This window comes from Bradyrhizobium sp. cf659 (assembly GCF_900113725.1).
In the GTDB taxonomy this organism is placed as follows: domain Bacteria; phylum Pseudomonadota; class Alphaproteobacteria; order Rhizobiales; family Xanthobacteraceae; genus Bradyrhizobium.
The window spans coordinates 1,287,290-1,310,483 of record NZ_FOQJ01000001.1 but is presented as its reverse complement, the minus strand read 5'-3'; the positions used below and the strand labels follow the sequence as shown (position 1 = coordinate 1,310,483).

The window sequence follows — 23,194 nt, the reverse complement described above, 5'->3', positions numbered from 1 at the left end:
GGCGCTATCGCGCCGCGTGCTCGCAGCTCGGGATGACGGGTCTGGCCTTCGTCCAATCCTACTTCGCCACGACTTCCGGCACCTTGCCCGCCGGCGGGGTGTTGCGGCTGCGCTGGGTGCGGACGATGCCGTCGATGATGGTCATGCCGATGCCGGGGAGGTCGCCGAGCTGGACGCTCTCCAGGATGTTCTTGCCCGGCGAGTGCTGCGCCTTGTCCATGATGACGAAATCCGCAGCGCGGCCGACCTCGATCAGGCCGCAATCGAGCTGCCGCATCCGCGCCGTGTTGCCGGTGGCAAGGCAGAACGCGATCTCGGCAGGCAGCTCACCGATCGAGGACAGCATCGAGACCATGCGCAAGATGCCGAGCGGCTGCACGCCGGAGCCGGCCGGCCCGTCGGTGCCCAGGATGACGCGGTGCAGGTCGCCCATTTCGCGCGCGATGCGCAACGTGTAGAGCGCCGAGCGCTCATTGCCGTTATGAACGATCTCGAGCCCGCGCTTGCAGCCCTCGCAGATGCAGCGGATCTGGTCGTCGGGAAGGGCGGTGTGGCCGCCATTGATGTGGCCGACCACGTCGGTGTCGGCCTCCAGCACCACATCCTTGTCGATCAGGCCGGAGCCGGGGATCGAGGGGCCACCGGTGTGGATCGTGCTCTGGATGCCGTATTTGCGCGCCCAGCCGACCATTTTTCGCGCCGTCGGCCCGTCCTTGACGCCACCGAGGCCGACTTCGCCGAGCAGCTTGACGCCGGCAGCGGCCAATTCCTTGAAGTCTTCTTCGACCATCTCGCATTCGATGACCGGCGCGCCGGCATGAACCTTCACGCCACCCGGACGCAACGTCCAGAACGCGCGCTGGGCGAAGATCGCCATCGCCTTCAGCCCCACCACGTCGCGGGGGCGGCCGGGCATGTGCACTTCGCCTGCCGAGATCATGGTGGTGATGCCGCCATGGAGGGAGCTGTCGATCCAGTTGATCTGGTTCTGGCGCGGCGTCCAGTCGCCGGCGACGGGGTGGACATGGCTGTCGATCAGGCCGGGGGTCACCGTGGTGCCGTTGGCATCGACGATGGTGGTCGCGCCTTCCGTGTCGAGATCCTTGTAGCGGCCGATCGCAGTGATCCTGCCGTTCTCGGCGACGATGGTGTCGCCATCCAGGATCGGCTTTTCCAGCGCGCCCGACAGGATCAGGCCGATATTGCGGATCACGAGCTTCGAGGGTCCGGTGGCCTGGGGTGCGTCATGCGCCATGGAAGGGGGTCCTTGTCCTTAACTGCAACGCTGTCGATCTTGGGCAGCCTTGACCACGGGATCAAGCCGGATTATTCATTAGTACACGAATGATCGTGTACAAACGACGCATAGCTGACCGCCTCGGAACCGCAACGTAGCGACACGGAAGGGTGAGATGAGCAATTTCAACCAGGAAAGCGTTTTGAGCGTCCACCATTGGACCGAGACGCTGTTCTCCTTCAAGACCACCCGCAGCCCGACCTTCCGCTTCCGCAACGGTGAATTCACCATGATCGGGCTCAAGGTCGGCGAGAAGCCGCTGCTGCGGGCCTACAGCGTCGCCAGCGCCAATTACGAGGACACGCTGGAGTTCTTCTCGATCAAGGTGCCGGACGGCCCGCTGACCTCGCGGCTCCAGCACCTGAAGGAAGGCGACGAGATCATCGTCAGCCGCAAGGCCACCGGCACCCTGGTGATCGACAACCTGGAAGAGGGCCGCAACCTCTACCTGATCGGCACCGGCACGGGCCTCGCTCCGTTCCTGAGCGTGATCAAGGACCCTGAAACCTACGAGCGCTTCGAGAAGGTGGTGCTGCTGCACGGCTGCCGCCACGTCAAGGAACTCGCCTATGGCGAGATGATCACCGAGCATCTGCCGCAGGATGAGTTGCTCGGCGACTACATCCAGAGCCAGCTCATCTACTACCCGACGGTGACCCGCGATCCCTTCCGCAACCGCGGCCGCATCACCGACCTCATCACCTCGGGCAAGCTGTTCAGCGATATCGGCTTGCCGGCGCTGGAAGCGGCCCACGACCGCGTCATGATCTGCGGCAGCCCGGCGCTGGTCGCGGACACCCGCACGCTCCTGGGCGAGCGCGGCTTCATCGAGGGCAATCACGGCGAGCCGGCCCAGTTCGTGGTCGAAAAGGCCTTCGCCGAGCGCTAAGTTCGGAATTCTTGCGCAAGAAGACCGCATTTTCGCCCTCGCATGGGCGTTGCGGCGCCGATTCGGCGCACGATACACTGTGGGTGCGAATCAGCGGAGTTCCCACATGGTTGCGGACAGCGACAGCAACATCGCCTGGCACCGGGTCCAGTTGAAGAAGAATCGCGCCGAGTTGAAGGCGCTCGAGACGGCGCGCTTCACGATGGGCGAGATCGCTTCGTCGAAGCGGAACGGCCAGACCCAGAAGGCGATCGGGGAACTCAAGCGCAAGATCACGCAGTCGGAACGCGCCATCGCCGACCACGACAAGCGCACGCGCCGTCCGCTCACCACCGACCTGCAAAGCCTCAGCAGCGGCAGCTGGAGCCATTGGGACGCCTATACCAACCAGCAGCAGCGCAAGACCGGCCAGCGCTCGCCGGGCGGCGGGTAGGCTCTCTTCCGCTCGCGCCGGTTCCGGCCTTGCGCATCGGCTCGCGCGTACCATCTGGTTGAGGCGCCACCAACCACTCCGGTGATCCCATGGCACCGCGCCTCGATTTCACCAGCGAGGCCTTCTTCCGCGATCCGCCCACGGCGATTGCCGCGTTGCGCGCGTCCGGCCCCGTGGTTGCGACCCGATTTCCCCTCGTCGGCGATGTCTGGATCACCACGACTCATGATGCCACGGCAGAGGTGCTGAAGGACGGCACCACCTTCACACTGCGCAAGGAGGATGGCGACGTCGCCGGTCTGCGCTGGTGGATGCCGAGATATGTCAGGGCCATCGCCAACAACATGCTGACGATGGACGAGCCGGATCACACGAGGCTGCGCAGTATCGTGGACGAGGCATTCCGCCGCCGCGCGATCGTCGCGATGGAGCCGCGCATTCGCGCCATCGCCGACGGTCTGGCGGACGACCTGTTTGCCGATGGCAGCCCCGCCGACCTCGTCCAGCAGTACGCCCGCATCCTGCCGGTGTCGGTGATCTGCGAGTTGCTGGGCCTGCCTGCGGCCGATCGCCCGAGATTCATCGCCTGGGCCAACAAGATGTCGTCGCTGACGAATGTCGTCAGCTTCTTCCGCCTGCTGTTCGCGTTCCGCAAGATGCGCGCCTATCTCGCACAGCAGTTGCAGATCGCGCGCGTGCAGGGCGGCGAGGGCCTGATCGCCGAGCTGGTCCAGGTCGAGCGCGAGGGCGGCCAGATCACGCCGGACGAAATGGTCTCGATGGTGTTCCTGCTGCTCGCGGCGGGATCGGAAACGACCACGCATCTGATCAGCGGTTCGGTCTACGAGCTGCTCAGGAATCCGGGCCTGCGCGACTGGCTGGAGGAGGACTGGAGCCGCATCTCGCTCGCCGTCGAGGAATTCTTGCGCTTCGTCTCGCCGGTGCAGTTTTCCAAGCCGCGCTATTTGCGGCGGGATGTCGAGCTTGCCGGCGTGCGGCTGAAGAAGGGCGACCGTGTCATGGTCATGCTTGCCGCCGCCAACATGGACCCGGCCGTGCACGACCGCCCTGAGCGGCTCGACCTCACGCGCAAGCCGAACCGCCACATGTCATTCGGAACGGGAATTCATTTCTGTCTCGGCCACCAGCTCGCGCGGATCGAGGCGACTTGCGCATTGCAGGCGCTGCTTGCGCGATGGCCGAAACTCGAGCTCGCCGTCGACCCCGCGCAAATCCACTGGCGCAAGCGTCCGGGTATGCGTGCGATCGCGAGATTGCCTGTCGTTGCCGGCGGGAACCGCCGGCCGAGCCGTGGTGCCGCCGCCGAGCCGTTGCTGGCGGATTGACATCGCGCACGCCGTGCCGGGAACAATGGCGCGGATCATCTTGCGTGACGTGCGAAACAATCTCCATCGCGCAGGCGTTGCCCCAATGCACGCAGCGGCAAGGGAGCAGCCCATGCCCAACGGCGGCAAGACGCATATCGGATCAGCCGCGCATGGCAAGGGCGCGGGGACTGGCGCACTCACGGACATCGCAAAGGACAAGGTCGGCGATAACATGATCCTGTCGAACCGTGACAAGGCGCGACATTCCGACATTCGCGGCATGGACGGAAAGTTCATCCAGACCGAGCAGTATCAGGATCATTCGGCCAACCGGCTGCTCGACGACGAGGAGGCTGAAGGCTAGGCGACAGCCCTGAGCGACAGCTTCAGGAGCCGGCCGACTTCTTCGAAGCGACGAGATCGCGCTCCCAGCCGAACACGGAGCGGCCGTCGAGATCGGGAGAGGCCGCACGCTCGCCGGCGATGTAAGCCTCGACGGACGGTCCACGCGCGGTCCGCTCCAGCCGCCGCGCCTGGTCGTCGAGCCGCCTAAGCGCCTGCATCTCTTCTTCGCGCCCAAGTTTTGCGTTCTGGATCGCGCCCTTCAGCACGCGGATGGTCTCGTCGTAGACCTTGATCGGGACGGGGTAGGGGTGCCGGTCCTTGCCGCCGTGAGCGAGCGAGAAGCGCGCGGGATCGTTGAAGCGATAGGGTGCGCCGTGCACGACCTCGGCCACCATCGCCAGCGAACGCACCGTGCGGGCGCCGACGCCCGGCGTCAGCAACAGCTCCGGGAAGTCGACCGGGCCACGCTCGGCTGCCGCAGCCAGCGTGCCGTGCAGACGCCGCGCGAACACGTCCTTGGGCCTGACATCGTGATGCGCAGGCATGATCAGGTGCGGCAGCATCGCCTGCGCGGGCGTGGTCCCGGTGAGCCGTTCGAATTCGGCGACGATGCGATCGGGGCCGAGATCGCCGAGGAGTTCGAGCTGCGCGCTGCGCGAGATATCGGCGCGATGGTCGGTGAGATTGACGATCTCGCCTTGCTGCGGCCCGTCGATCGCACTATGCGGCGCGTCGACGAAACTCTTCAGTGCCTCGGAATGCCAGTGATAGCGGCGGGCCTGCCGCTTGTCGCCGTTCATGCCCTGCTGCACCACCGTCCACTTGCCGTCGGCCGTGACGAAGAAGCCGTGGAGATAGAGGTCGAAGCCGTCCTGCACGGCCGCGCTGTCGACCTTGGCCACCAGCCGACTGGCGCGGGTGAGCTTCACGCCGTCGAAGCCGACGCGCTCGCCGAGCTGCATCAGCTCGTCCGGCGTCTTGCGCGAATGCTGGCCGCGGCCGCCGCAGACATAGATCCCGAGCTCGTCCTGGAGCGGGCCGAGCCCGCGCTTCAGCGCGCCGATCACGGAGGTGGTGATCCCCGAGGAGTGCCAGTCCATCCCCATCACGGCACCGAACGACTGGAACCAGAACGGATGCGACAGCCGCTGGAGAAACGCATCGCGGCCGTAATGATGCACGATCGCCTGCGTGACGATCGCACCAAGCGACGCCATGCGGCTCGCAAGCCACGGCGGAACCCGTCCGGTGTGGAGAGGAAGATCGGCGCTGCCGGTACGTCTGGTCATGTGTGCGGCAGACTAGCGCGATCCGGCGAGCGTTGCACGGGGGGAATGCTGCATTGTGCTGCGCGACGAGGGAAACGTCGGTGACCATCCCTCTCCACGGGATGCGGGAAGCTCAACCGGGCCGGCACGCGCAGTTGAATGCGTATGCTTTCTCCGATCAGGCGGCCTTGGCAACGGTTGCGCCAAGTTGCTTGTTCGATCGTGATCGCGGCTTGCGCAGCTTCCGCCGCGCCCAGATCAGCAGGCCGGTCGAGAGCAGCGTGAGCAGTGCGATCGACGTCACGACGTTGAGCGGCGAAGCGATCAGGGCCGACCAGTTTCCCTCATGGATCAGGCGCGGCCAGTTGCGCGGCAGCGCTGTGACGCCGGATGAATTGACGGCGTAGGCGCGCAGCTCCCCGTCCTCATAGATCCGCGCCATCATGCGACCGCCGCGCGCGCCGATCGAGACCACATGCGACAGCTCGCGCGAGGCTGCGACCATACGGACAGCATCGGGCAGGGCGAGAGGGCCGCCACCGCCGGCTGGAGCGGCGCCGCTCTGGAAGGTCAGGCCGAACGCCATGCACAGGCCGGTCAGCGGGCTCAGAAGGATCAGCGGCAACGCAAACCATGCGGTGCCCTTGTGCCATCCGGACAGCGTGTTGCGCAGGCGCGGCAGTCCCGTGAGGATACCGAGCACCATCAGGGACACCATGGCGATGGTCGAGCTTGTCACCAGCCACGCCTGGCCGAGCAATCGCTCATGCGTGACACGGGCCCACAGGAAGAGATCGGGGAGGCTGGAGCCCGCGGCGGCGGCGGGCTCGCCTGTTGCGAGGTCTATCGCCGGGGCGCCGGCGCCTTGCAGCGTCATGCGCTGGCTGGCGGCATTGATCGAGAGCCCGCGCGCCTTGCCATCCGGATCATACCGTTTCACCAGTTCGACGATGCGCCCAGAGTCGATCGCCGGACCACTGATGCCACTGACTTGCACCAGCGGCTCAAAGGACAGGATCAGTCCGGTGGCGATGATCGCGAGCAGGGGCAGCGCGAAGACCAGCGTGATCCAGCGATGCGGTGTCAACAATAAGGGTTTGCTCATTCTCGGTCTCCGGCGATCTCGCGCTTTCGTCGCCCAGCGCAGCCCCGAAGACAAATGACGCTTTGTCCATGTTGCTGCGTTGATTTGCAGCAAACAGAGTTAGCGATGTTGGCGAATGCCAATCGTTCGCACCTGTGCGCAGATCGTCTGGCGGTCCGCGAAGCAGGTGGCGAATTGAGGCCTACTCGCGCCTCGCCTTGGTCGCGCCGCGCAAGCCGGCCTGCTGCTGGATCGTATCCAGCGCGCCGGACGACTGCTCTTCCGCGACGAAGCGGTTGAGCAGGGGCAGCGCGTCCTCGCGTCCCTTGGGAATCGCGATGGCCATGTGCTCCAGGCCCCAATTGCCGTCGAGGATGTGCGCGCCCGGCATCTGGTCGGACATCTCGAACAGCGTCGGCTTGTTGGTGGCGTAAAGGTCGATCTCGCCGCGGTCGAACATGCCGATGGCGATCTTGACGCTTTCGGCGGGAACGATAGTCGCGTTCTTGAATTTCGCCGGCAGCGTTCGCTCCGAGGTCGAGCCCTTGGTGACGCCGATCTTCACGCCTGGCTTGTCGATGTCCTCGACCTTGCCGATCGGCGAATTCGCCGGGACGAGATAGCCGAGCTCGATCGCCAGCACGGGCTGGCTGAAGCTGACCTCGCTGGCGCGGGCCGGCGTGGCGTTGGTCACGGTGAAGTCGACCTGCCCGTCGTGGATCGCGGTGACGATGTCGGCAACGCGTTGAAACCTGACATAGTCGACGCCGACGCCGAGCCGCTTCGCCAGTTCGCCGCCGAGATCGTAGGCGAGGCCGTGCGGCTTGCCGGCCGCATCTGTGACCATCGAGGTCGGGCTGCCCGCATAGATGCCCACGCGCAAGGTGCCGCCCGGCGCCAGGAGCTTTGCTTCGCCATCGGCCTTCGCGAACGAGCCGGAGAGGCCGACAGTGGCAAACGCGAGCAGGGCGGCGAGCGCAAGGTGCCTCCAGCAAGAGATCCTCATGAGATGATCCCGCCTTACTGCGCGCGGATGTTGGCGGCTTTCAGCACCGGCTCCCATTTGGTCGCTTCGGCGTGCATGTAGGCGTCGAAATCCTTGGCGGAGGAGCCGACCGGAGCTGCGCCGATCTTGCCGAGCGTCGACAGCACGCTGGGGTCTTGCAGCGCGGCCTTGAGGTCGGTCTCGAGCTTGGACACGATCTCCGGCGGCATTTTTGCCGGGCCCAGCACGCCCCACCAGACCGAAACATCGTAGCCGGGCACGCCGGCCTCGGCGATGGTCGGAACATCCGGCAGCGCCTTGGAGCGTTCGGCCGAAGTCACCGCGAGCGCGCGCACCGGGCCGCCTTCGAGCTGGCCGATGGCTTCCGCAAGCGGGTTGATGCTGAGCGGGATCTCGCCGGCGATGACAGCGGTCAGCGCCGGCGCGCCGCCCTTGTAGGGGATCGCGACGATCTTGGTGCCGGACATGTGTTTGAGCAGCTCGCCGGCGAGATGTGCGGACGTACCGTTGCCCGACATGCCGTAGGAGAGCTTGTCCGGCTCCTTCTTTGCTGCGGCCAGGAGATCGCCGAGCGTCTTGTAGGGGCTGTCCTTCGCTACCACGATTGCGAGCGGCGAGGAGGCGACTTCGGTGATCGCGGTGAAATCCTTGAACGTGTCATAGGGCACGTTCGGATAGATGAACTGGTTGAGCGGATGGCCGCTCGCGACCAGGATCAGCGTGTAGCCGTCCGGTGCAGCTTGCGTCAGCGCCTGCGAGGCAACGATGCCGCCGGCGCCGGGACGATTATCGATCACCGGCTGCTGACCCCAGGTTTTCGCCAGCGCCTGGCCGAGCGTGCGCGCGAGCACGTCGACCGCGCCGCCGGCCGCATAGGGCACCAGGATGTGGACCGGCTTGCTCGGATAATTCTCAGCCTGCGCGGCGTTCGCCGCCAGTAGCAAGCCTGCACCGACCACGAGCCGACCGATTGTTGTGTTCAAACCCAGCATTTCCCAGCACTCCATTCGCGTCCCTGCGGCGGTCTTCCGACCCCGGGACGTCTCGCATCGTTTTTGTTGACGAGACCTGATCTTTTGTACGATAGTACAAATCACATGGTACGCAAGCCCACCAGCAAGGAAACGGCCCGAAAGCCGAACATGCGCGAGGCGATCCTCGCCGCGGCCGAGGAGCTGTTCGCCACCAACGGCTTCAATGCCGTGTCGGTGCGCGATATCGCCCAGGCCGCCGGGGCCAATCCCGGCAGCGTGACCTATCATTTCAAGACCAAGGACGGCCTGCTGCTGGAGATCTACCGGCGCCATTGCGGGCCGATGAACCTGCGCCGTTCCGAGCTGCTCGCCGCCGCCAGGCGCGTGCGCGATCTCCAGGACCGGCTGGAGGCGATCGTGCGGGCCTATGTGGTGCCGGCCTTCACCTCCGGCAGCGATCTCGCCGGCGGCGGGGCGCGCTTCACGCGGCTGCGCGCCGTGATGTCGGCGGAAGGCAACGAGGTCGCACGAAAGATCATCGCGCAGACCTTCGACGACACCAGCCACGCCTTCATCGACGCGGTCCACGACAGTCTGCCGCACATTCCGCGCACCGACATCGTCTGGCGCAGTCACTTCCTGCTCGGTGCACTCTATTATTCGCTGGTGACGCCGGATCGCGTCTCGCGCCTGTCGCGCGGCGAGGCCGACGGCAGCGATGCCGCCAGCGCCATCGAGCAGCTGGTGCAAGCCACCGTCGCCGCTTTCCAGGCACCGCCGCTCGACCAGCCGGCGCGCCGGCGGGCTGTTGCGAGCAACAAGACTTGAAAGAAACTGCCCGGGTGGAGACGCGGTTTCGCGTTTCCGCTCGCAAGCGGACCATGTGACAGGGTGCTTTAGGAAATGAACAGGCGGGAGTGCTTGCATCTCTTGACCGGACTGGCCGGTGCCGCGCTCGCGAGCGAAGCACGCGCGCAGGGTGCCGAACCCAAGGCGATCCCCACGATCACGCCGCCGGATCCAAATCCGAAGGTGCCGTCTTTCAAACTGCCGCCGAAATCCTGCGACACCCACACCCATATTTTTGGCCCCGCGTCCCGTTATCCCTTCGCCGAGAAGCGTCCCTACAACACGGCCGATGCGCCGCTGGAGACCTTCCGCAGCGTGCATGAGAAGATCGGCGTCGAGCGCTGCGTGATCGTCAATGCCACCGTGCACGGCACCGACAATCGCGTCGTCACCGACGCCATCGCCCAGAGCGAGGGTGCCTACAAGGGCATCGCCAACGTCAATGACGAGATGAGCGAGAAGGAGCTTGCGGCGCTCGACAAGGGCGGCATCTGCGGCTGCCGCTTCGCCTTTCTCAAGCGCCTTGGCGGCGTCGGCGATATGACAAAATTCCAGCGCATCGTGCACCGCGTCGCCGAGCTCTCCTGGCATATCGACGTCTATTTCGAGCCTGGTACGATCGCCGAATTCGCGCCCATCCTCACCGCGCTGCCGACGCCCTATGTGATCGATCACATGGGCACGGTGCAGGCCGGGAAGGGGCTCGACGATCCCGGCTTCACCGCGCTGCTCGACCTTCAGAAGAAGGACGAGAAGTGCTGGGTCAAGATCACGGGTCTCGAGCGCGCGTCCGGGGCCGGCAAGCCGTTCCATGACGCCGTGCCGTTCGCGAAGGCGCTGATCGACAATGCGCCCGATCGCGTCATCTGGGGCACCGACTGGCCGCATCCCAATGTCAAGATCATGCCGAATGACGGTGATCTTGTCGACCTGATCCCCCTCTACGCGCCCGACGCAAAGGACCAGCACCGGCTGCTGGTCGACAATCCGGCACGCCTGTTCAAGTTCACCTGATGACGATGATGTACACGCCGACCATTCCGCCGCCCGATCCGAACACGCGCACGCCGAAGTTCAAGCTGCCGAAACTGTCGTGCGACGCGCATTGCCACATCTTCGGGCCCGGCGCGAAATACCCGTATGCGCCGGATCGCTCCTACACCCCGCCGGATGCGCCGCTGGAGGATTTCCGTGCGCTGCACGCCAGGCTCGGGGTGGAGCGCGCCGTCATCGTCAATGCCAGCGTCCATGGCACCGACAACACTGTCGCGCTCGATGCCATCGCGCAGAGCAATGGCGCCTACCGTGCGGTCGCCAATATCGACGGCACCATCACCGAACGCGGGCTCCGCGCGCTGCATGAGGGCGGCTTCCGCGGCTGCCGTTTCAATTTCGTCCGCCATCTCGGCGGCGTTCCCGACAAGCGCGTGTTCGACCGCATCATCGCGATGGTCGCGCCGCTCGGCTGGCACATCGACCTGCATTTCGATGCGATCGACCTGCCTGAATATGCCGACATGCTGACAAGGCTGCCGTTGAGCTACACCATCGACCACATGGGGCGGGTGAAGGCGTCCGACGGGCTCGACCAGCTTCCGTTCAAGATCTTGATCGAACTGATGCAGCGCGACGAGAAATGCTGGGTCAAGATCTGCGGCTCCGAGCGTGTGTCCTCGGCCGGGCCGCCCTTCACCGACGCCGTGCCGTTTGCCCGAAAGATCGTCGAGACCGCGGTCGACCGCGTCATCTGGGGCACGGACTGGCCGCATCCCAACGTCAAGGTGATGCCGAATGACGGCGACCTCGTCGACCTGATCCCGCTGTTTGCGCCGGAGCCGGAGTTCCAGCAGAAGATCCTCGTCGACAACCCCGCGCGCCTGTTCGAGTTCGACCAATGACGGCGCTGGCGATCGACAAGCCGCGCAGCCGCGCCTGGTGGAAGGAGCTCTGGATCCAGGTGCTCATCGCCATGGCGGCGGGCATCGCGCTTGGGATCGCCAGTCCCGAGGCGGGCGCCAAGATGCAGCCGCTTGGGGATGCCTTCATCAAGGCGATCCGGATGCTGATCGCGCCGATCATCTTCTGTACCGTCGTGCACGGCATCGCCCATATGGCGGACATGGCGCGTGTCGGGCGTGTCGCGGTGAAGGCGATCGTCTATTTCGAGATCATGACCACGATCGCCCTGATCATCGGTCTCATTGCGGTGAATTTGCTCAAGCCCGGCGTCGGCATGAACATCGATCCCGCCAGCATCAATGCCAGCGCGATCGAGCCCTACGTCAAGCAGACCGGCGCGATCGGATTCGTGCCGTTCCTGATGAACATCGTGCCGGCCACTTTCGTCGGCGCGTTTGCCGAGGGCAACATCCTCCAGGTGCTGTTCATCTCGGTGCTGTGTGGCTTCGCACTGGTGCAGCTCGGCGAGCGCGCCGCGCCGCTGGTGCATCTGATCGACATCGCCGCCAAGATGGTGTTCGCCGTCGTCGGCTTCGTGATGTGGGCGGCGCCGATCGGGGCGTTCGGCGCCATTGCCTTCACGGTCGGCAAGTTCGGCGTCGGCTCGCTGGCCTCGCTCGGCAAGCTGCTGGGCGGCTTCTATCTGACCTGCGTGATCTTCATCATCGTGGCGCTCGGTCCGGTGGCGCGGCTCTGCGGCTTCTCGCTCGTCAAGCTGATCCGCTACATCTGGGAAGAACTGCTGATCTGCATCGCCACGACCTCGTCCGAGACGGTGCTGCCGCGGATGCTGACCAAGCTGGAGAAGGCAGGCTGCGAGAAGAGCGTGGTCGGCCTGGTGATCCCGACCGGCTATTCCTTCAATCTCGACGGCACTTGCCTTTACCTCGCCGCGGCCTCGGTGTTCCTGGCGCAGGCGACCAACACGCCGTTCGGGCTCGCCGAGCAGATCGAGCTGCTCCTGATCCTGCTCGTGACCTCCAAGGGCGCGGCGGGGATCGCCGGTGCCGCCTTCGTCGTGCTGGCGGCGACGCTGTCGGCGACCGGCACCATTCCGGTGACGAGCGTCGCGCTGGTGCTCGGCATCCACCGCCTGATGTCGCAGGGGCTGACGCCGACCAATCTGATCGGGAACGCGGTTGCGACCATCGCGATTGCCAAATGGGAAGGCGCGCTCGACGGCGAGCGCTTGCGGCGCGTGCTCGACGGCGAGGAGCCCGAGGCCATTACGGCCTGATGAATTGGCTGCCTGCATGAGGCGGGCGGCCTATGATGCTTACGAACGAAAGAGGGGAGTTTGTCCATGAAAACAGGTCTCGTGATCACGGCCCATCCGGGCGATTTCGTCTGGCGCGCCGGCGGCGCCATCGCGCTGCATGCGAAGAAGGGCTATCGCATGAAGATCGTCTGCATGTCCTTCGGCGAACGCGGCGAGAGCCAGTTCGCCTGGAAGGAGAAGGGCGCGACGCTGGAATCGGTCAAGGCCGGCCGCAAGGACGAGGCGGAGCGGGCGGCCAAGCTGCTCGGCGCCGAGATCGAGTTCTTCGATTGTGGCGACTATCCGCTGAAGCTCACCGAGGCGCATTTCGACCGCATGGTCGACATCTATCGCGAACTCAATCCGAGCTTCGTGCTGACGCATGCGCTGGAAGACCCCTATAATTTCGACCATCCGAACGCGGCGCATTTCGCGCAGGAGACCCGCGTGGTCGCGCAGGCGATGGGCCACAAACCCGGCGCTCAGTACAAGTACTCGGCGCCGCCGGTGTTCCTGTTCGAGCCGCACCAGCCGGAGCAGTGCAATTACAAGCCCGACCTGCTCCTCAAGATCGACGAGGTCTGGAAGGAGAAGTACGAGGCGTTCCAGATCCTCGCCGCACAGAAGCATCTCTGGGGCTATTACGAGCGCGTCGCGCTCAACCGCGGCATCCAGGGCAGCCGCAACACCGGCGTGCCCATGACCTATGGCGAGGCCTATCAGCGTCTGTTTCCGACGGTTGCGGAGGAATTGGCATGAAGCCGGTCGTCGTTCGCAACATTGAGCGAGCCGATCCCGCCGGAATGGCGGAGTACGGCGTCTCGACCGTGCACGAGGCCTACGGCCGCATCGGCCTGATGAAGCCGTATTTGCGGCCGGTCTGGCCGGGTGCGGCGATTGCCGGCCCCGCCGTCACCGTGCTGGCGCAGCCCGGCGACAACTGGATGATCCATGTCGCGGTCGAGCAGTGCAGGAAAGGCGACATTCTCGTCGTCGGCTGCACCACCGACAATACCGACGGCATGTTCGGCGAGCTGCTCGCCACCTCGCTCCAGGCGCGCGGCGTGCAGGGCCTGATCATCGATGCCGGCTGCCGCGACGTCAGAGCGCTGCACGAGATGAAGTTTCCGGTGTGGTCGCGCGCGGTCTCGGCCAAGGGCACGGTCAAGGCCACGCTCGGCTCGGTCAACGTCCCCGTGGTCTGCGCCGGCGTCAACGTCGATCCCGGCGACGTCATCGTCGCCGATGACGACGGCGTCGTGGTGGTGCCGAAGCGATATGCTGGCGAAGTCGCCGAGAAGGCGAAGAAGCGCAACGCGGATGAAGGCGGCAAGCGCAAGCGGCTGGCCTCTGGCGAGCTCGGCCTCGACATGTACAGCATGCGCGAAGCGCTGGCGAAAGCCGGGCTCGTCTATGTCGATAATCCCGAGGACGTCTGAGCGGGATAACAGAAGCGGAGCGGGCGGATGGATCGTCTCAAGCTGAAGGCCGTGCTCGGCAGTCATCCTCATGTCCAGGCGGTGAAGAGCGGCGAGCTCCGTTCCGACCGCTTCGATCTCGACTTCATCGCGTACACGCCGACCAACACCGCGTTCAAGCCGATGGTGCGCGAGCAGGCCTTCGACGTCTGCGAGATGGCGATCGTCACCTATCTGATAGCGAAGGCCCACGGCAAGCCGCTGGTGCTGCTGCCGGCGACCATGCTCGGCCGCTTCCAGCATTCCTACGCGCTCTATAATCCGGAACGGGGAACGCTTGGGCCTGGCGATCTCGAAGGCAAGCGCGTCGGCATCCGCTCCTTCACGACGACGACGGGAGCCTGGATCAGGGGAATTCTCGCCAACGACTACGGCGTCAATCTCGACAGCATCCGCTGGGTGACGTTCGAAGATCCGCATGTCGCCGAATATGTCGACACCACCGAGCGCGCGCCGAAGGACAAGAAGATATTGCAGATGCTGCTCGACGGCGAACTGGATGCCGTCCTCGGTGAGACCTCTGATAATCCCAGGCTCAAGCCGCTGTTCCCTGATCCCGCGGCGGAAGCCGCCGCATGGTACGCCCGGCGCGGTGTCGTGCCGGTCAATCACCTCGTGGTCGTGACCGAGACGCTCGCGAAGTCGCGCCCCGACGTGGTCGTTGGCATTTATGATCTGCTCAAGCGAAACAAGGAGCAGATGGGGCCAGCGGCGACGCCTGACCTCATCCCGTTCGGGATCGAAGCCAACCGAAAACCGTTGGAGCTGATCGTCGACTACGCATTCCAGCAGGCGTTGATCCCGCGCCGCTATGCGGTCGAGGAGCTCTTCGACGAGACGACACGAGGATTGAACTGATGTCAGATCCGAGACGATGGCAGGTCGGGCTGGTCGGCTACGGCGAGGTCGGCCGGATCCTGGCCGAGGATTTGCGCCAGCAGGACATCAAGGTTGCCGCCTACGACATCAAGCTCGGTGGCGAGCAGGATGCTGCGCTGAAGGAGCATGCAGCGAAATTCGGCGTTGGCCTTGCGGCTTCTCACGCCGAGCTGACCGCGAAATCCGACTTCATCATCTCTGCGGTCACGGCGAGCCAGGCCGTTCCGGTCGCAAAAGCCTGCGCCGCCGCGATCAATCAGGGCACCTGGTTCCTCGATTTCAATTCGGCGTCTCCCGGCGCCAAGCAGCGTGCTGCCGCGCTGATCGACGGCGCTGCGGGGCGCTATGTCGAGGGGGCCGTGATGACCTCGGTGCCGCCGTATCGCATCAAGGTGCCGCTGCTGCTCGGCGGGGCCGGCGCGAAGGAGCTGGAGCCGCTTCTGAACGCGATCGGTTTTGCTGCGAAGGTTGCGAGCGACAAGCTCGGCGTGTCCTCCGCGGTGAAGATGTGCCGCAGCATCATGATCAAGGGCCTCGAGGCCATGGTCATCGAGAGTTTCACCACCGCGCGCGCCTATGGCGTGGAGGATGCCGTGCTGGCCTCGCTTGCGGAAACCTTTCCGGCGATCAATTGGGAGAAGCAGGGTGCCTATTTCTTCCAGCGCGTGATCGAGCACGGCCGCCGCCGTGCGGAGGAGGTGCGCGAGGTCGCCGAGACGGTCCGCGAGGCGGGGCTGACGCCGTGGTCGGCGCAGGGCACGGCCGAACGGCAGGCCTGGGTCGCTGATCTCGCCGATGAGGGGTTGTTCGGCATCAGGGGCACCGGGGAGTTTGCCCGCAGCGCCGACTGGCGCGTCGAGGCCGACCGGATCCTGGCGAAGATCAATCGCGCGAAATAGGGCGATGCCGGCTCAGGAACTTGCCGCGCGACAGCTCGTGAGCTCGTCGCGGGCGCGTTCGATCAACGCCATCAGATTTTCGGCCTTGCGGACCAGCCGGTCGCTCGCGGCTTCAGTCCGGAATTCTGCGCGGATCGCCCGAATGCACTTGTCGGCGGTGTCGAGCGCCATGAGCGCACGTGTCAGGTCATCCTGAGTCTGGACATCAGCGAGATCGAGGTCCGACAGGACGTGCCCGATGCCGTCGAGCCGCTCCACCGCGATCTCGCTGGGCGTTCTTGCTCGAATGGAATGATTGTCGATGCTGCTGAATGCGCTGAACATGTCCATGCTTCCCCGTCGAATGCAGACTTCAGTGCAGGCCCTACTATGGCCGGCACCGCGGGACTTGCAATGCGCGCACCTATCGGGAATCGGAGAGAATCTACTATCCGGGATTCTACCGTATTCGGAATTTTGGAAAGCGTGGCGGTAAAATCGAACGGATAGCGGCTGGTCGTCAGCCGGATTTCCCCACAAGCCTACCGTTCGCGGCGACGAGCCTGCCGTCCTTGTAGACGGAGCGCCCTTGCGGCACCGCGACGACGGCCTCGGGAACATGTTCCGCGTTCAGCGTCACGAAATCGGCCTTCGCCCCGACCCGCAGGCCGTAGCCTTCGAGCCGGAGCGCCTTTGCGCCCGACGCGGTGACGACGTCGAATGCGGCACCCAGTTCCGCGTCGATGTTGAAGCCGGAGCGATAGCCGAGCGTCGTTGCACGGCGCAGCATGTCGCCGTCGCCATAGGGCCACCAGGAATCGCGGATGTTGTCGTTGCCGCTGAAGACAGTCACGCCGGCGTTGCGCAAGGCGAGGATCGGCGGAAACGGCCGCGCGCCCGGCGCGTTGGTCATGATCGCGACGCCGGAGCGGGCGAGAATGTCGGCGATCTTCGTGAGGTAATCCGCCGGGATGTCGCCGAGCCCGTAAGCGTGGCTAACTGCGACGCGCCCCTCCATGCCGAGTGCGCGCGTGCGCGCCGCGATCTGCTCGATCTCGAACGCGCCCAATGTGCCCATGTCGTGCAGATGGATGTCGACATCGACGCCGTGCTTGTTGGCGACGCCGAACACGACGTCGAGATGCCTTTCGACGTCGCGATCGAAGCTCGCGGGATCGAGCCCGCCGACGAGGTCGGCGCCAAGGCGGATGGCCTCGTCGAGCAGTTGCGGCGTGCCCGGGCTCGACAGGATGCCGCTCTGGGGAAAGGCGACGAGCTGGATGTCGATCAGGCCCTTGTACTCCTCGCGCACGCGCAGGATCGTCTCGAGCGATTTCAGGCCGACCGAGCCGTCCACCATGACATGGCTGCGCATCTGCGTCGTGCCGTGGGCGATACAGAGGTCGAGCTGGTTGCGCGCCCGCACGTCCATCGGCGCGGCATCGGCCATGTTCTGCGCCTGGAAGGCTACGCGTTCATGCACGTTGAAACCGTCGGTGCATGGCTTGTGCGGACGCCAGGCGTCGCCATAGAAACTGGTGTCGAGATGGATGTGACCCTCGACAAAGCCGGGAACGACGAGGGCACCTTTGAGATCGATCGTCTCGGCACCGGCGGGTGGCTGGTCAACGGTCGTGATCGCCGCGATGCGGCCATCCTTGACAGCGATGTGATGTCGGGCGCCGCCGTCGAAGCGTGCGTTGAGGAAGAGTGTGTCGAAGGCCATCCGGTTCCTCCGTTGGACGATTTGCGGAGTGTTGCGCGGGCCGCGGGTCGGGCGCAAGGCGCGGGAAGGCGAGAGCTGCTCAGCGTCCGGGGCTGAACAGAGTGGGCCGCTGCCGCTCAAAAGTTTGCCGGCCGGCCTTGAAGCCCATCATGACATCGGGCAGCTCGGCGATCGCGAAGCGGCTGTCCTGCGTGTCGAGCACGATGAGATCGGCGGGATTACCGACTTTGATGCCGTAATCGCCGAGGTTCATCAGCCGTGCCGGCAGTTCGGTCACGAGATCGAGGCAAGTGTCGAAGTCGCCGACCGAGGCGTGGGCGACGTTGGCGTAGAAATTCGCCATCCGCAGCAGCGAGGCATCGCCGAACGGCGTAAAGGGATTGAGCACGTTGTTGGTCGCGACCGAGCACAATACGCCGTCGCCGGCGAGCTTGTGCGCGAGCGTCAGTCCGCGCGGCGCGTTGTGGGTGGCCTCGCGCCCCATCAGATAGAGATCGGTTGCGGGCAGCACGGTGACGGCAACGCCGGCTTTCGCCAATTGCGCGGTCGCAGCCTTCAGCCGCTCCGGCGGCAGTGCCGAGAGCTTCGTGGCATGGCCGATCGCGACGCGCCCCTGATAGTTGCGCCGCTCGGTCTGCCGGCAGACCTCGTCGAGGTGCCACCAGGATGGGTCGAGGTCGAAGTCGAGATGGAGATCGACGTCGACGTCGAATTCCTGCGCGAGATCGAAGATCCGCTCGAGATGGGCGTTCGGATCGGTGTCCATATAGGGACAGCCGCCGATGGCCTCGCCACCGTCGCGCAGCGCATGGACCAGCAGTTCCTCAGTTCCGGGATCGTTGGTCAGGCCCTCCTGCGGGAAGACACAGAGTTCGAGGTCGATCGCCCAGGCGTAGTCGCGCTTGAGCGACTTGATCGCCTCGAAGCTGCGCAAGCCGATACGCGGATCGATCTCGACATGGGTACGCATGCGCGTCGTGCCGTGCACGATTGCCCGCTCCAGCACGCGAGCGCCGCGGGCGTAGACGTCCTCGACGGTAAAATCCTTCTTCATCCCGGCGACGGCGCGGATGGCTTCCGAGACGCTGCCATGATTGTGCCCGCAGCGGCCCAGCAGGCAGGCCTTGTCGAGATGGATGTGGGTGTCGACGAAGCCGGGCAGGGCGAGGTGCCCACCGAGGTCGACCTCGACGGCCTCGCAGGCAAGCCTGGGCTCGATCGCGGCGATGCGGCCGCCCTTCACGCCGATATCGACGGGTGCGGCGGATGATCGCAACAGCGCGTTGCGGAAGATCAGGTCGAAGGCGGTGTGGATGGTCATGGCATCGGATTCGGGTGTGTTAGCCTAGCGGAAGCTGCGGGAGCGGGCAGCTCCAGATTGTGTGCAGTTCCGCCGTCGAATTGTCCAAAAAATATGCATGCAGTTTGAGGCATGAATTGTAGTATGCCGGCACGCCCGGAGAACCCGCCAAGAGAACCTAGCATGTCCACCCCCGCAAAAGCCGAACGCCCGATGACCGACGCCGAGATCGTGGAGGCGTATCTCACGGCCTCGATGATACCCGATCCCGACGCCGCTGCGGCCTACATGAAGCCGGGCACGGTGATCACCTTCACAGGCGGACGCGAGTTCGACCATCCGCGCGGGCCGACCGGCTTCAACGCAAAACGCTATCGCTGGGTCAAGAAGAAGATGGACCGGTTCGACGTCTGCCCCGGCGCGGACGAGACCGTCGTCTACAGCGTCGGCACGCTCTATGGCGAGTGGAAGGACGGCACGCCGTTCGAGGGCAATCGCTACATCGATCGTTTCGTCGTGAGGGGCGGACAGATCGTGAAGATGGACGTCTGGAACGACAGTGCCGAGCGCATTCTGGTTCAGCGCGGTATCGAGGCTTAACCTCTTCGGGCGACCTTCGGTAGCTTGACGACGCGATTGCTCGTCACCTCGTCGGCATAAGGCGCGAGAATATCGAGGAGATCGCGGCCGCGCTGCGGGGCAGGGGCAACCAGCGCGCGAGTGGCCACGGAATCGAGGTGATGGTGCATCAATTCCATCACCTTGGTCGCGTCGCCCTTGGCGAGCGCGGCAATGATGGCGCGGTGCTCGTTGATGGCGCATTCGGTCGAATGCGGGCGGCTGTAGAGCGACAGCGTCAGGCAGCAGCGATAGGCGACCTCGCTGACATAGCGCACCAGGATCGGGCTGTTGGTCATGTGCGCGAGCAGGATGTGGAATTCGGTGGCGAGCCGGATCGACACCGCATCCGTGCCGCCGCGCGCGCGGTCCTCGGCGTCGACATGGGCGTTCAGTTCGGCGATCTGGCTCTTGCTCAGCTTGCCCGCGAGCTGACGGACCACGAGCCGTTCGAGCTCGATGCGGATGTCAAAGGCATCGCGCGCCTCCTGCCAGCTCGGCGTCGCCACCACCGCGATCCGGTTGCGGCGGAGCTCGACCAGGCCTTCGGCGGCGAGTTGCCCCAGCGCGTGGCGGGCAATGGTGCGGCTGACGCCGAAACGCTCGCCGAGCGCATCCTCCGGCAGCTTGGCGCCGGGCTCCAGCGCCTGCTCGATGATCGCGCGCCGGAGCGCGCGGCAGATCACGCTGACCTTGTCCGACGATTCTGAAGTCTCGCTGCTTGCGCGCGCCGCCATCGGCGAATCCTTGGAGTGGGATCGTCATCCCTCCTTTAGCACAGGGCGCCGACAATCCAGCGCTCCAATTGCATGCAGTTTGGGGCTCGAGCTGCCCAAATCGAAGCCGGCCATCCGGCCCGGCATTTCGCCAGCCCGTTGATTTCAGAGGGGTCGGCCGCTGGCATTCAGCTTGCATGCACTTTTCCCGTGATGCGCATGCAACTCAATGATCAGTTTGACGGCCAGCCCGTCGCCGCGACCGCCATCGAGCTCTCGGACGCCTCCGTGACGTTCGGGCGCGGCGATCGCGCCGTGCCGGCCCTGTCGAAGACGACGCTCAGGATTGCCGACGGCGAGTTTGTCGCACTGGTCGGCCCGTCCGGATGCGGCAAATCGACCATCTTACGTCTCGTCAGCGGGCTGGTGCAGCCGACCAGCGGCGTCGTCATCGTCGGCGGCCGCGAGGTGGCGGCGCGCGCGATGCGGGTGGGCATGGCGTTCCAGAACCCGACCATGCTGCCGTGGATGACGATCGAGCGGAACATCATGCTGCCGCTGAAGATCGTCGAGCCGTTCCGCTCGAACTTCCGCAGGCTGCGCAAGACCGAATTCCGCGACAGGGCCAATGCATTGCTGGAGCAGGTGGGGCTCAGGGGATTTGGCAGCCGCTATCCCTGGCAGCTCTCCGGCGGCATGCTTCAGCGCGCCAATCTCTGCCGCGCGCTGATCCACGAGCCGCGCATGCTGCTGCTCGATGAGCCCTTCGGCGCGCTCGACCAGTTCACCCGCGAGGAACTGTGGGCGATCCTCCAGAACCTCTGGATGACGCATAAGCCGACCGTGCTGCTGGTGACGCATGACCTGCGCGAGGCTGGCTTCCTCGCCAGCCGCATCTGCGTGATGAGCGCGCGCCCTGGCCGCATCCTCGACGACAGCCGCGTCGAATTCGCGCGGCCGCGCACCGTTGCCATGACCTTCGAGCCAGATTTCGTCGCGCTGAACCAGAAGCTGCGCGCCTTCATCGAGGATGCGCGCAGCGCGACCCAATAGGGGACAGGCTGATGTTCGGGATCGATATTAGGCAGAAGGCGTGGTCGGCGGGGCTGATCGTGCTGTTCTTCGTCGCCTGGGAGCTGTTCTGTCTGATGACGGGCATGTCGGATTTGGTGCTGCCGCGGCCGTCGCAGGTGTTCGTGACCTTGTTCCAGCGCTTTCCGGTGCTGTGGCCGCATATCGTGCAGACGCTTGCGACGACGATGTTCGGCTTCGTGCTCGGTGTTGCGCTCGGCGTCGCCCTTGGCGCGATCATCGGCGTCTCGAAGACGGCTTATGACACCTGCTATCCCCTGCTGATCGGCTTCTCCTCCATCCCCAAGGTCGCGGTGGTGCCGATCTTCGTGCTGTGGTTCGGCTCGGGCACCGTGCCGGCGGTGTTGACTGCGCTGTCGATCTGTTTCTTCCCGATCGTGGTCAACATCGCCACCGGTCTTGCGACAACCGAGCCCGAACTCGAGGACGTGCTGAAGGCGCTCGGCGCCAGCAAGTTCGACATCCTCTGGAACGTCGGTCTGCCCCGGACCATGCCGTTCTTCTTTGCGTCCCTGAAGGTCGCGGTCTCCTACGCCTTCGTCGGCGCGGTGCTGTCGGAAACCGTCGCCTCCAATCGCGGCATCGGCAACGTCATGATGACCGCGTCCTCGAATTTCAACGTGCCGCTGGTGTTCGCCGGGCTGTTCGTGCTCGCCGGGCTCGGCGTCGCGCTCTACGTCGTGTTCTCGCTGATCGAAGGGCAGGTCACTGGCTGGGCCACGCGCAAGAACGACGTGATCGCCACCTGATTTTTCAAACCGTCACGCAATGAAGCTTGAGGAGGTCTCGATGTTGAGAAAAGTAACTGCCGCGCTGCTGGGATTGGCCCTGTCCACGAGCGCCGCGATGGCTGAAGACACCACGATCAAGTTCACGCTGGGCTGGAAGACGCAAGGCAGCGACGCCGCGTTCTTCTACGCCAAGGACAACGGCTTCTTCAAAGAGGAAGGCCTCAACGTCGTGATCGACCAGGGCGAGGGCTCCGGTGCCACCGTCACGCGCGTCATGTCCGGTGCCTATGATGCCGGCTTCGGCGATGTCAACGCGATCATCCAGAACGCCTCGACCAAGCCGCAGGACGCGCCCGTCATGGTCTACATGATGTGGAACCAGCCGCCTTTCGCGATCGTCGCCAAGAAGACCAGCGGCATCAACACCATCAAGGATTTCGAAGGCCATACGCTCGGCGGCGCGCAGGGCACGCCGACAACGCGCCTGCTGCCGGTGTTCACGCGCAAGAACGGGCTCGATGGCGAGAAGATCAAGATCTCCAACATGGCGCCGAACCTCCAGGAGCCGATGCTGATCAAGGGCGATATCGACGCCGCGCTCGTCTTCAACATCACCAGCTACTTCAACCTCGTGCTCAACCGCCAGGACCCGGACAAGGACTTCAAGTGGTTCTCGTTCGGTGAATACGGCCTCGATCTCTATTCCAACGGCGTGATGGTCTCGAAGAAGCTGGTCGCCACAAACCCGAAGGCGGTTGCCGGCCTCGTTCGCGCCATCAACAAGGGCGCGATCGCGGTGGCCAAGGACCAGAACGCCGGCATGAAGGCCGCGCTGAACTACGACAATCTGATCGACGCCGCCGTCGAGAAGCGCCGGCTGCAATATTCCTTCGAGAAGCTGATCGTCTCGCCGGAGATGAAGGAGATCGGCATCGGCGACATCAAGGACGACCGCATGACGCGGGCCATCGGCATCGTGGTCGAGGGCTACCAGCTCGCCCGCGCACCGACGCCGGCGGAAGTTTTCTCGCGCGAATTCCTGCCGCCGCGCGCGGAGCGGGAGCTGGTGTATACTGCCAACTAGAT

Annotated in this window: 25 protein-coding genes; 16 read left to right on the top strand and 9 right to left on the bottom strand. The window is 64.9% G+C overall.

The genetic code is table 11. The features are described from left to right. Positions 1–58: 58 nt before the first annotated feature. On the bottom strand, positions 59–1,255 hold the full coding sequence (locus tag BM118_RS06495; protein WP_027543230.1) for an amidohydrolase family protein: 1,197 nt from the start codon (positions 1,253–1,255) through the stop codon (positions 59–61). Between the two features lie 157 nt (positions 1,256–1,412). Between BM118_RS06495 and BM118_RS06490 the strand changes: the two genes are divergently transcribed. The 4 genes from BM118_RS06490 (at position 1,413) to BM118_RS06475 (ending at position 4,311) form a co-directional block, all read left to right on the top strand. Beyond that, complete coding sequence (locus tag BM118_RS06490; protein WP_092183269.1) at positions 1,413–2,186, top strand: ferredoxin--NADP reductase; 774 nt, start codon at positions 1,413–1,415, stop codon at positions 2,184–2,186. Positions 2,187–2,292: 106 nt separating this feature from the next. Beyond that, entirely contained in the window at positions 2,293–2,619 is a 327-nt protein-coding gene (locus BM118_RS06485; protein WP_092183267.1) for a hypothetical protein, read from the top strand. Positions 2,620–2,708: 89 nt separating this feature from the next. Continuing rightward, entirely contained in the window at positions 2,709–3,965 is a 1,257-nt protein-coding gene (locus tag BM118_RS06480; protein WP_092183265.1) for a cytochrome P450 family protein, read from the top strand. Positions 3,966–4,077: 112 nt separating this feature from the next. After that, a complete protein-coding gene (locus BM118_RS06475; protein WP_177234057.1) occupies positions 4,078–4,311 on the top strand; it encodes a hypothetical protein in 234 nt (77 codons plus the stop codon). 22 nt (positions 4,312–4,333) lie between these two features. On the opposite strand, the gene BM118_RS06470 is transcribed toward BM118_RS06475, so the two are convergent. The 4 genes from BM118_RS06470 to BM118_RS06455 form a co-directional block, all read right to left on the bottom strand. Further along, a complete protein-coding gene (locus BM118_RS06470) occupies positions 4,334–5,581 on the bottom strand; it encodes a DUF763 domain-containing protein (RefSeq protein ID WP_092183263.1) in 1,248 nt (415 codons plus the stop codon). A 157-nt stretch (positions 5,582–5,738) separates the two neighbouring features. After that, on the bottom strand, positions 5,739–6,665 hold the full coding sequence (locus tag BM118_RS06465; RefSeq protein ID WP_092183261.1) for a PepSY domain-containing protein: 927 nt from the start codon (positions 6,663–6,665) through the stop codon (positions 5,739–5,741). 181 nt (positions 6,666–6,846) lie between these two features. Further along, positions 6,847–7,650 carry an ABC transporter substrate-binding protein gene (locus BM118_RS06460; RefSeq protein ID WP_177234056.1) on the bottom strand — a complete coding sequence of 268 codons (804 nt, stop codon included), beginning with the start codon at positions 7,648–7,650 and terminating at the stop codon, positions 6,847–6,849. Positions 7,651–7,664: 14 nt separating this feature from the next. Further along, positions 7,665–8,642: a tripartite tricarboxylate transporter substrate binding protein gene (locus BM118_RS06455; protein ID WP_092183259.1), complete on the bottom strand. Its 978-nt coding sequence runs from the start codon at positions 8,640–8,642 to the stop codon at positions 7,665–7,667. 105 nt (positions 8,643–8,747) lie between these two features. Here BM118_RS06455 and BM118_RS06450 point away from each other — a divergent pair, with 105 nt between their 5' ends. The 8 genes from BM118_RS06450 to BM118_RS06415 all read left to right on the top strand — a co-directional run bounded on the left by BM118_RS06450 (position 8,748) and on the right by BM118_RS06415 (position 15,946). Continuing rightward, entirely contained in the window at positions 8,748–9,452 is a 705-nt protein-coding gene (locus tag BM118_RS06450; protein WP_092183257.1) for a TetR/AcrR family transcriptional regulator, read from the top strand. 75 nt (positions 9,453–9,527) lie between these two features. Next, positions 9,528–10,487: an amidohydrolase family protein gene (locus BM118_RS06445; protein ID WP_092183255.1), complete on the top strand. Its 960-nt coding sequence runs from the start codon at positions 9,528–9,530 to the stop codon at positions 10,485–10,487. Continuing rightward, positions 10,487–11,371, top strand: coding sequence for an amidohydrolase family protein (locus tag BM118_RS06440; RefSeq protein WP_092183253.1), 885 nt, complete (start codon positions 10,487–10,489; stop codon positions 11,369–11,371). Before BM118_RS06445 ends, BM118_RS06440 begins: the two co-directional genes overlap by 1 nt. Next, positions 11,368–12,669 carry a C4-dicarboxylate transporter DctA gene (gene dctA, locus BM118_RS06435; RefSeq protein ID WP_092183252.1) on the top strand — a complete coding sequence of 434 codons (1,302 nt, stop codon included), beginning with the start codon at positions 11,368–11,370 and terminating at the stop codon, positions 12,667–12,669. The genes BM118_RS06440 and dctA overlap by 4 nt, the downstream gene beginning before the upstream one ends. A gap of 66 nt (positions 12,670–12,735) precedes the next feature. Further along, on the top strand, positions 12,736–13,449 hold the full coding sequence (locus BM118_RS06430) for a PIG-L deacetylase family protein (protein WP_027517331.1): 714 nt from the start codon (positions 12,736–12,738) through the stop codon (positions 13,447–13,449). Then, on the top strand, positions 13,446–14,129 hold the full coding sequence (locus BM118_RS06425; RefSeq protein ID WP_092183251.1) for a 4-carboxy-4-hydroxy-2-oxoadipate aldolase/oxaloacetate decarboxylase: 684 nt from the start codon (positions 13,446–13,448) through the stop codon (positions 14,127–14,129). The genes BM118_RS06430 and BM118_RS06425 overlap by 4 nt, the downstream gene beginning before the upstream one ends. A 27-nt stretch (positions 14,130–14,156) precedes the next feature. Next, positions 14,157–15,026 carry a substrate-binding domain-containing protein gene (locus BM118_RS06420; protein WP_092183250.1) on the top strand — a complete coding sequence of 290 codons (870 nt, stop codon included), beginning with the start codon at positions 14,157–14,159 and terminating at the stop codon, positions 15,024–15,026. Next, positions 15,023–15,946 (top strand): DUF1932 domain-containing protein, encoded by a 924-nt coding sequence (locus BM118_RS06415; RefSeq protein WP_177234139.1) that lies wholly within the window; start codon positions 15,023–15,025, stop codon positions 15,944–15,946. Before BM118_RS06420 ends, BM118_RS06415 begins: the two co-directional genes overlap by 4 nt. Before the next feature lie 12 nt (positions 15,947–15,958). Here BM118_RS06415 and BM118_RS06410 read toward each other — a convergent pair whose 3' ends face one another. The 3 genes from BM118_RS06410 to BM118_RS06400 all read right to left on the bottom strand — a co-directional run bounded on the left by BM118_RS06410 (position 15,959) and on the right by BM118_RS06400 (position 18,972). Beyond that, positions 15,959–16,270, bottom strand: coding sequence for a hypothetical protein (locus BM118_RS06410; protein WP_177234138.1), 312 nt, complete (start codon positions 16,268–16,270; stop codon positions 15,959–15,961). Between the two features lie 175 nt (positions 16,271–16,445). Further along, the gene (locus BM118_RS06405) at positions 16,446–17,651 is read right to left on the bottom strand and encodes an amidohydrolase family protein (RefSeq protein ID WP_092183245.1); all 1,206 of its coding nucleotides are present in this window, start codon (positions 17,649–17,651) and stop codon (positions 16,446–16,448) included. Positions 17,652–17,730: 79 nt separating this feature from the next. Further along, positions 17,731–18,972, bottom strand: coding sequence for an amidohydrolase family protein (locus BM118_RS06400; RefSeq protein WP_092183243.1), 1,242 nt, complete (start codon positions 18,970–18,972; stop codon positions 17,731–17,733). A gap of 162 nt (positions 18,973–19,134) precedes the next feature. Here BM118_RS06400 and BM118_RS06395 point away from each other — a divergent pair, with 162 nt between their 5' ends. Then, the gene (locus BM118_RS06395; protein WP_092183241.1) at positions 19,135–19,551 is read left to right on the top strand and encodes a nuclear transport factor 2-like protein; all 417 of its coding nucleotides are present in this window, start codon (positions 19,135–19,137) and stop codon (positions 19,549–19,551) included. Here BM118_RS06395 and BM118_RS06390 read toward each other — a convergent pair. Next, positions 19,548–20,306, bottom strand: coding sequence for a GntR family transcriptional regulator (locus tag BM118_RS06390; protein ID WP_092183238.1), 759 nt, complete (start codon positions 20,304–20,306; stop codon positions 19,548–19,550). The genes BM118_RS06395 and BM118_RS06390 overlap by 4 nt on opposite strands. A 192-nt stretch (positions 20,307–20,498) precedes the next feature. Between BM118_RS06390 and BM118_RS06385 the strand changes: the two genes are divergently transcribed. The 3 genes from BM118_RS06385 to BM118_RS06375 are packed head-to-tail and all read left to right on the top strand — an operon-like array spanning position 20,499 to position 23,192. Continuing rightward, a complete protein-coding gene (locus tag BM118_RS06385; RefSeq protein ID WP_092183236.1) occupies positions 20,499–21,338 on the top strand; it encodes an ABC transporter ATP-binding protein in 840 nt (279 codons plus the stop codon). Positions 21,339–21,349: 11 nt separating this feature from the next. Further along, complete coding sequence (locus BM118_RS06380) at positions 21,350–22,126, top strand: ABC transporter permease (RefSeq protein ID WP_092183234.1); 777 nt, start codon at positions 21,350–21,352, stop codon at positions 22,124–22,126. A 40-nt stretch (positions 22,127–22,166) separates the two neighbouring features. Then, complete coding sequence (locus tag BM118_RS06375) at positions 22,167–23,192, top strand: ABC transporter substrate-binding protein (RefSeq protein ID WP_092184301.1); 1,026 nt, start codon at positions 22,167–22,169, stop codon at positions 23,190–23,192. Positions 23,193–23,194: the final 2 nt, after the last annotated feature.

Bases quoted from the DNA above. Each gene is read 5' to 3' on its own strand.
- BM118_RS06495 (WP_027543230.1), bottom strand. From the start codon at position 1,255: ATGGCGCATGACGCACCCCAGGCCACCGGACCCTCGAAGCTCGTGATC.
- BM118_RS06490 (WP_092183269.1), top strand. From the start codon at position 1,413: ATGAGCAATTTCAACCAGGAAAGCGTTTTGAGCGTCCACCATTGGACC.
- BM118_RS06485 (WP_092183267.1), top strand. From the start codon at position 2,293: ATGGTTGCGGACAGCGACAGCAACATCGCCTGGCACCGGGTCCAGTTG.
- BM118_RS06480 (WP_092183265.1), top strand. From the start codon at position 2,709: ATGGCACCGCGCCTCGATTTCACCAGCGAGGCCTTCTTCCGCGATCCG.
- BM118_RS06475 (WP_177234057.1), top strand. From the start codon at position 4,078: ATGCCCAACGGCGGCAAGACGCATATCGGATCAGCCGCGCATGGCAAG.
- BM118_RS06470 (WP_092183263.1), bottom strand. From the start codon at position 5,581: ATGACCAGACGTACCGGCAGCGCCGATCTTCCTCTCCACACCGGACGG.
- BM118_RS06465 (WP_092183261.1), bottom strand. From the start codon at position 6,665: ATGAGCAAACCCTTATTGTTGACACCGCATCGCTGGATCACGCTGGTC.
- BM118_RS06460 (WP_177234056.1), bottom strand. From the start codon at position 7,650: ATGAGGATCTCTTGCTGGAGGCACCTTGCGCTCGCCGCCCTGCTCGCG.
- BM118_RS06455 (WP_092183259.1), bottom strand. From the start codon at position 8,642: ATGCTGGGTTTGAACACAACAATCGGTCGGCTCGTGGTCGGTGCAGGC.
- BM118_RS06450 (WP_092183257.1), top strand. From the start codon at position 8,748: ATGGTACGCAAGCCCACCAGCAAGGAAACGGCCCGAAAGCCGAACATG.
- BM118_RS06445 (WP_092183255.1), top strand. From the start codon at position 9,528: ATGAACAGGCGGGAGTGCTTGCATCTCTTGACCGGACTGGCCGGTGCC.
- BM118_RS06440 (WP_092183253.1), top strand. From the start codon at position 10,487: ATGACGATGATGTACACGCCGACCATTCCGCCGCCCGATCCGAACACG.
- dctA (WP_092183252.1), top strand. From the start codon at position 11,368: ATGACGGCGCTGGCGATCGACAAGCCGCGCAGCCGCGCCTGGTGGAAG.
- BM118_RS06430 (WP_027517331.1), top strand. From the start codon at position 12,736: ATGAAAACAGGTCTCGTGATCACGGCCCATCCGGGCGATTTCGTCTGG.
- BM118_RS06425 (WP_092183251.1), top strand. From the start codon at position 13,446: ATGAAGCCGGTCGTCGTTCGCAACATTGAGCGAGCCGATCCCGCCGGA.
- BM118_RS06420 (WP_092183250.1), top strand. From the start codon at position 14,157: ATGGATCGTCTCAAGCTGAAGGCCGTGCTCGGCAGTCATCCTCATGTC.
- BM118_RS06410 (WP_177234138.1), bottom strand. From the start codon at position 16,270: ATGTTCAGCGCATTCAGCAGCATCGACAATCATTCCATTCGAGCAAGA.
- BM118_RS06405 (WP_092183245.1), bottom strand. From the start codon at position 17,651: ATGGCCTTCGACACACTCTTCCTCAACGCACGCTTCGACGGCGGCGCC.
- BM118_RS06400 (WP_092183243.1), bottom strand. From the start codon at position 18,972: ATGACCATCCACACCGCCTTCGACCTGATCTTCCGCAACGCGCTGTTG.
- BM118_RS06395 (WP_092183241.1), top strand. From the start codon at position 19,135: ATGTCCACCCCCGCAAAAGCCGAACGCCCGATGACCGACGCCGAGATC.
- BM118_RS06390 (WP_092183238.1), bottom strand. From the start codon at position 20,306: ATGGCGGCGCGCGCAAGCAGCGAGACTTCAGAATCGTCGGACAAGGTC.
- BM118_RS06385 (WP_092183236.1), top strand. From the start codon at position 20,499: ATGCGCATGCAACTCAATGATCAGTTTGACGGCCAGCCCGTCGCCGCG.
- BM118_RS06380 (WP_092183234.1), top strand. From the start codon at position 21,350: ATGTTCGGGATCGATATTAGGCAGAAGGCGTGGTCGGCGGGGCTGATC.
- BM118_RS06375 (WP_092184301.1), top strand. From the start codon at position 22,167: ATGTTGAGAAAAGTAACTGCCGCGCTGCTGGGATTGGCCCTGTCCACG.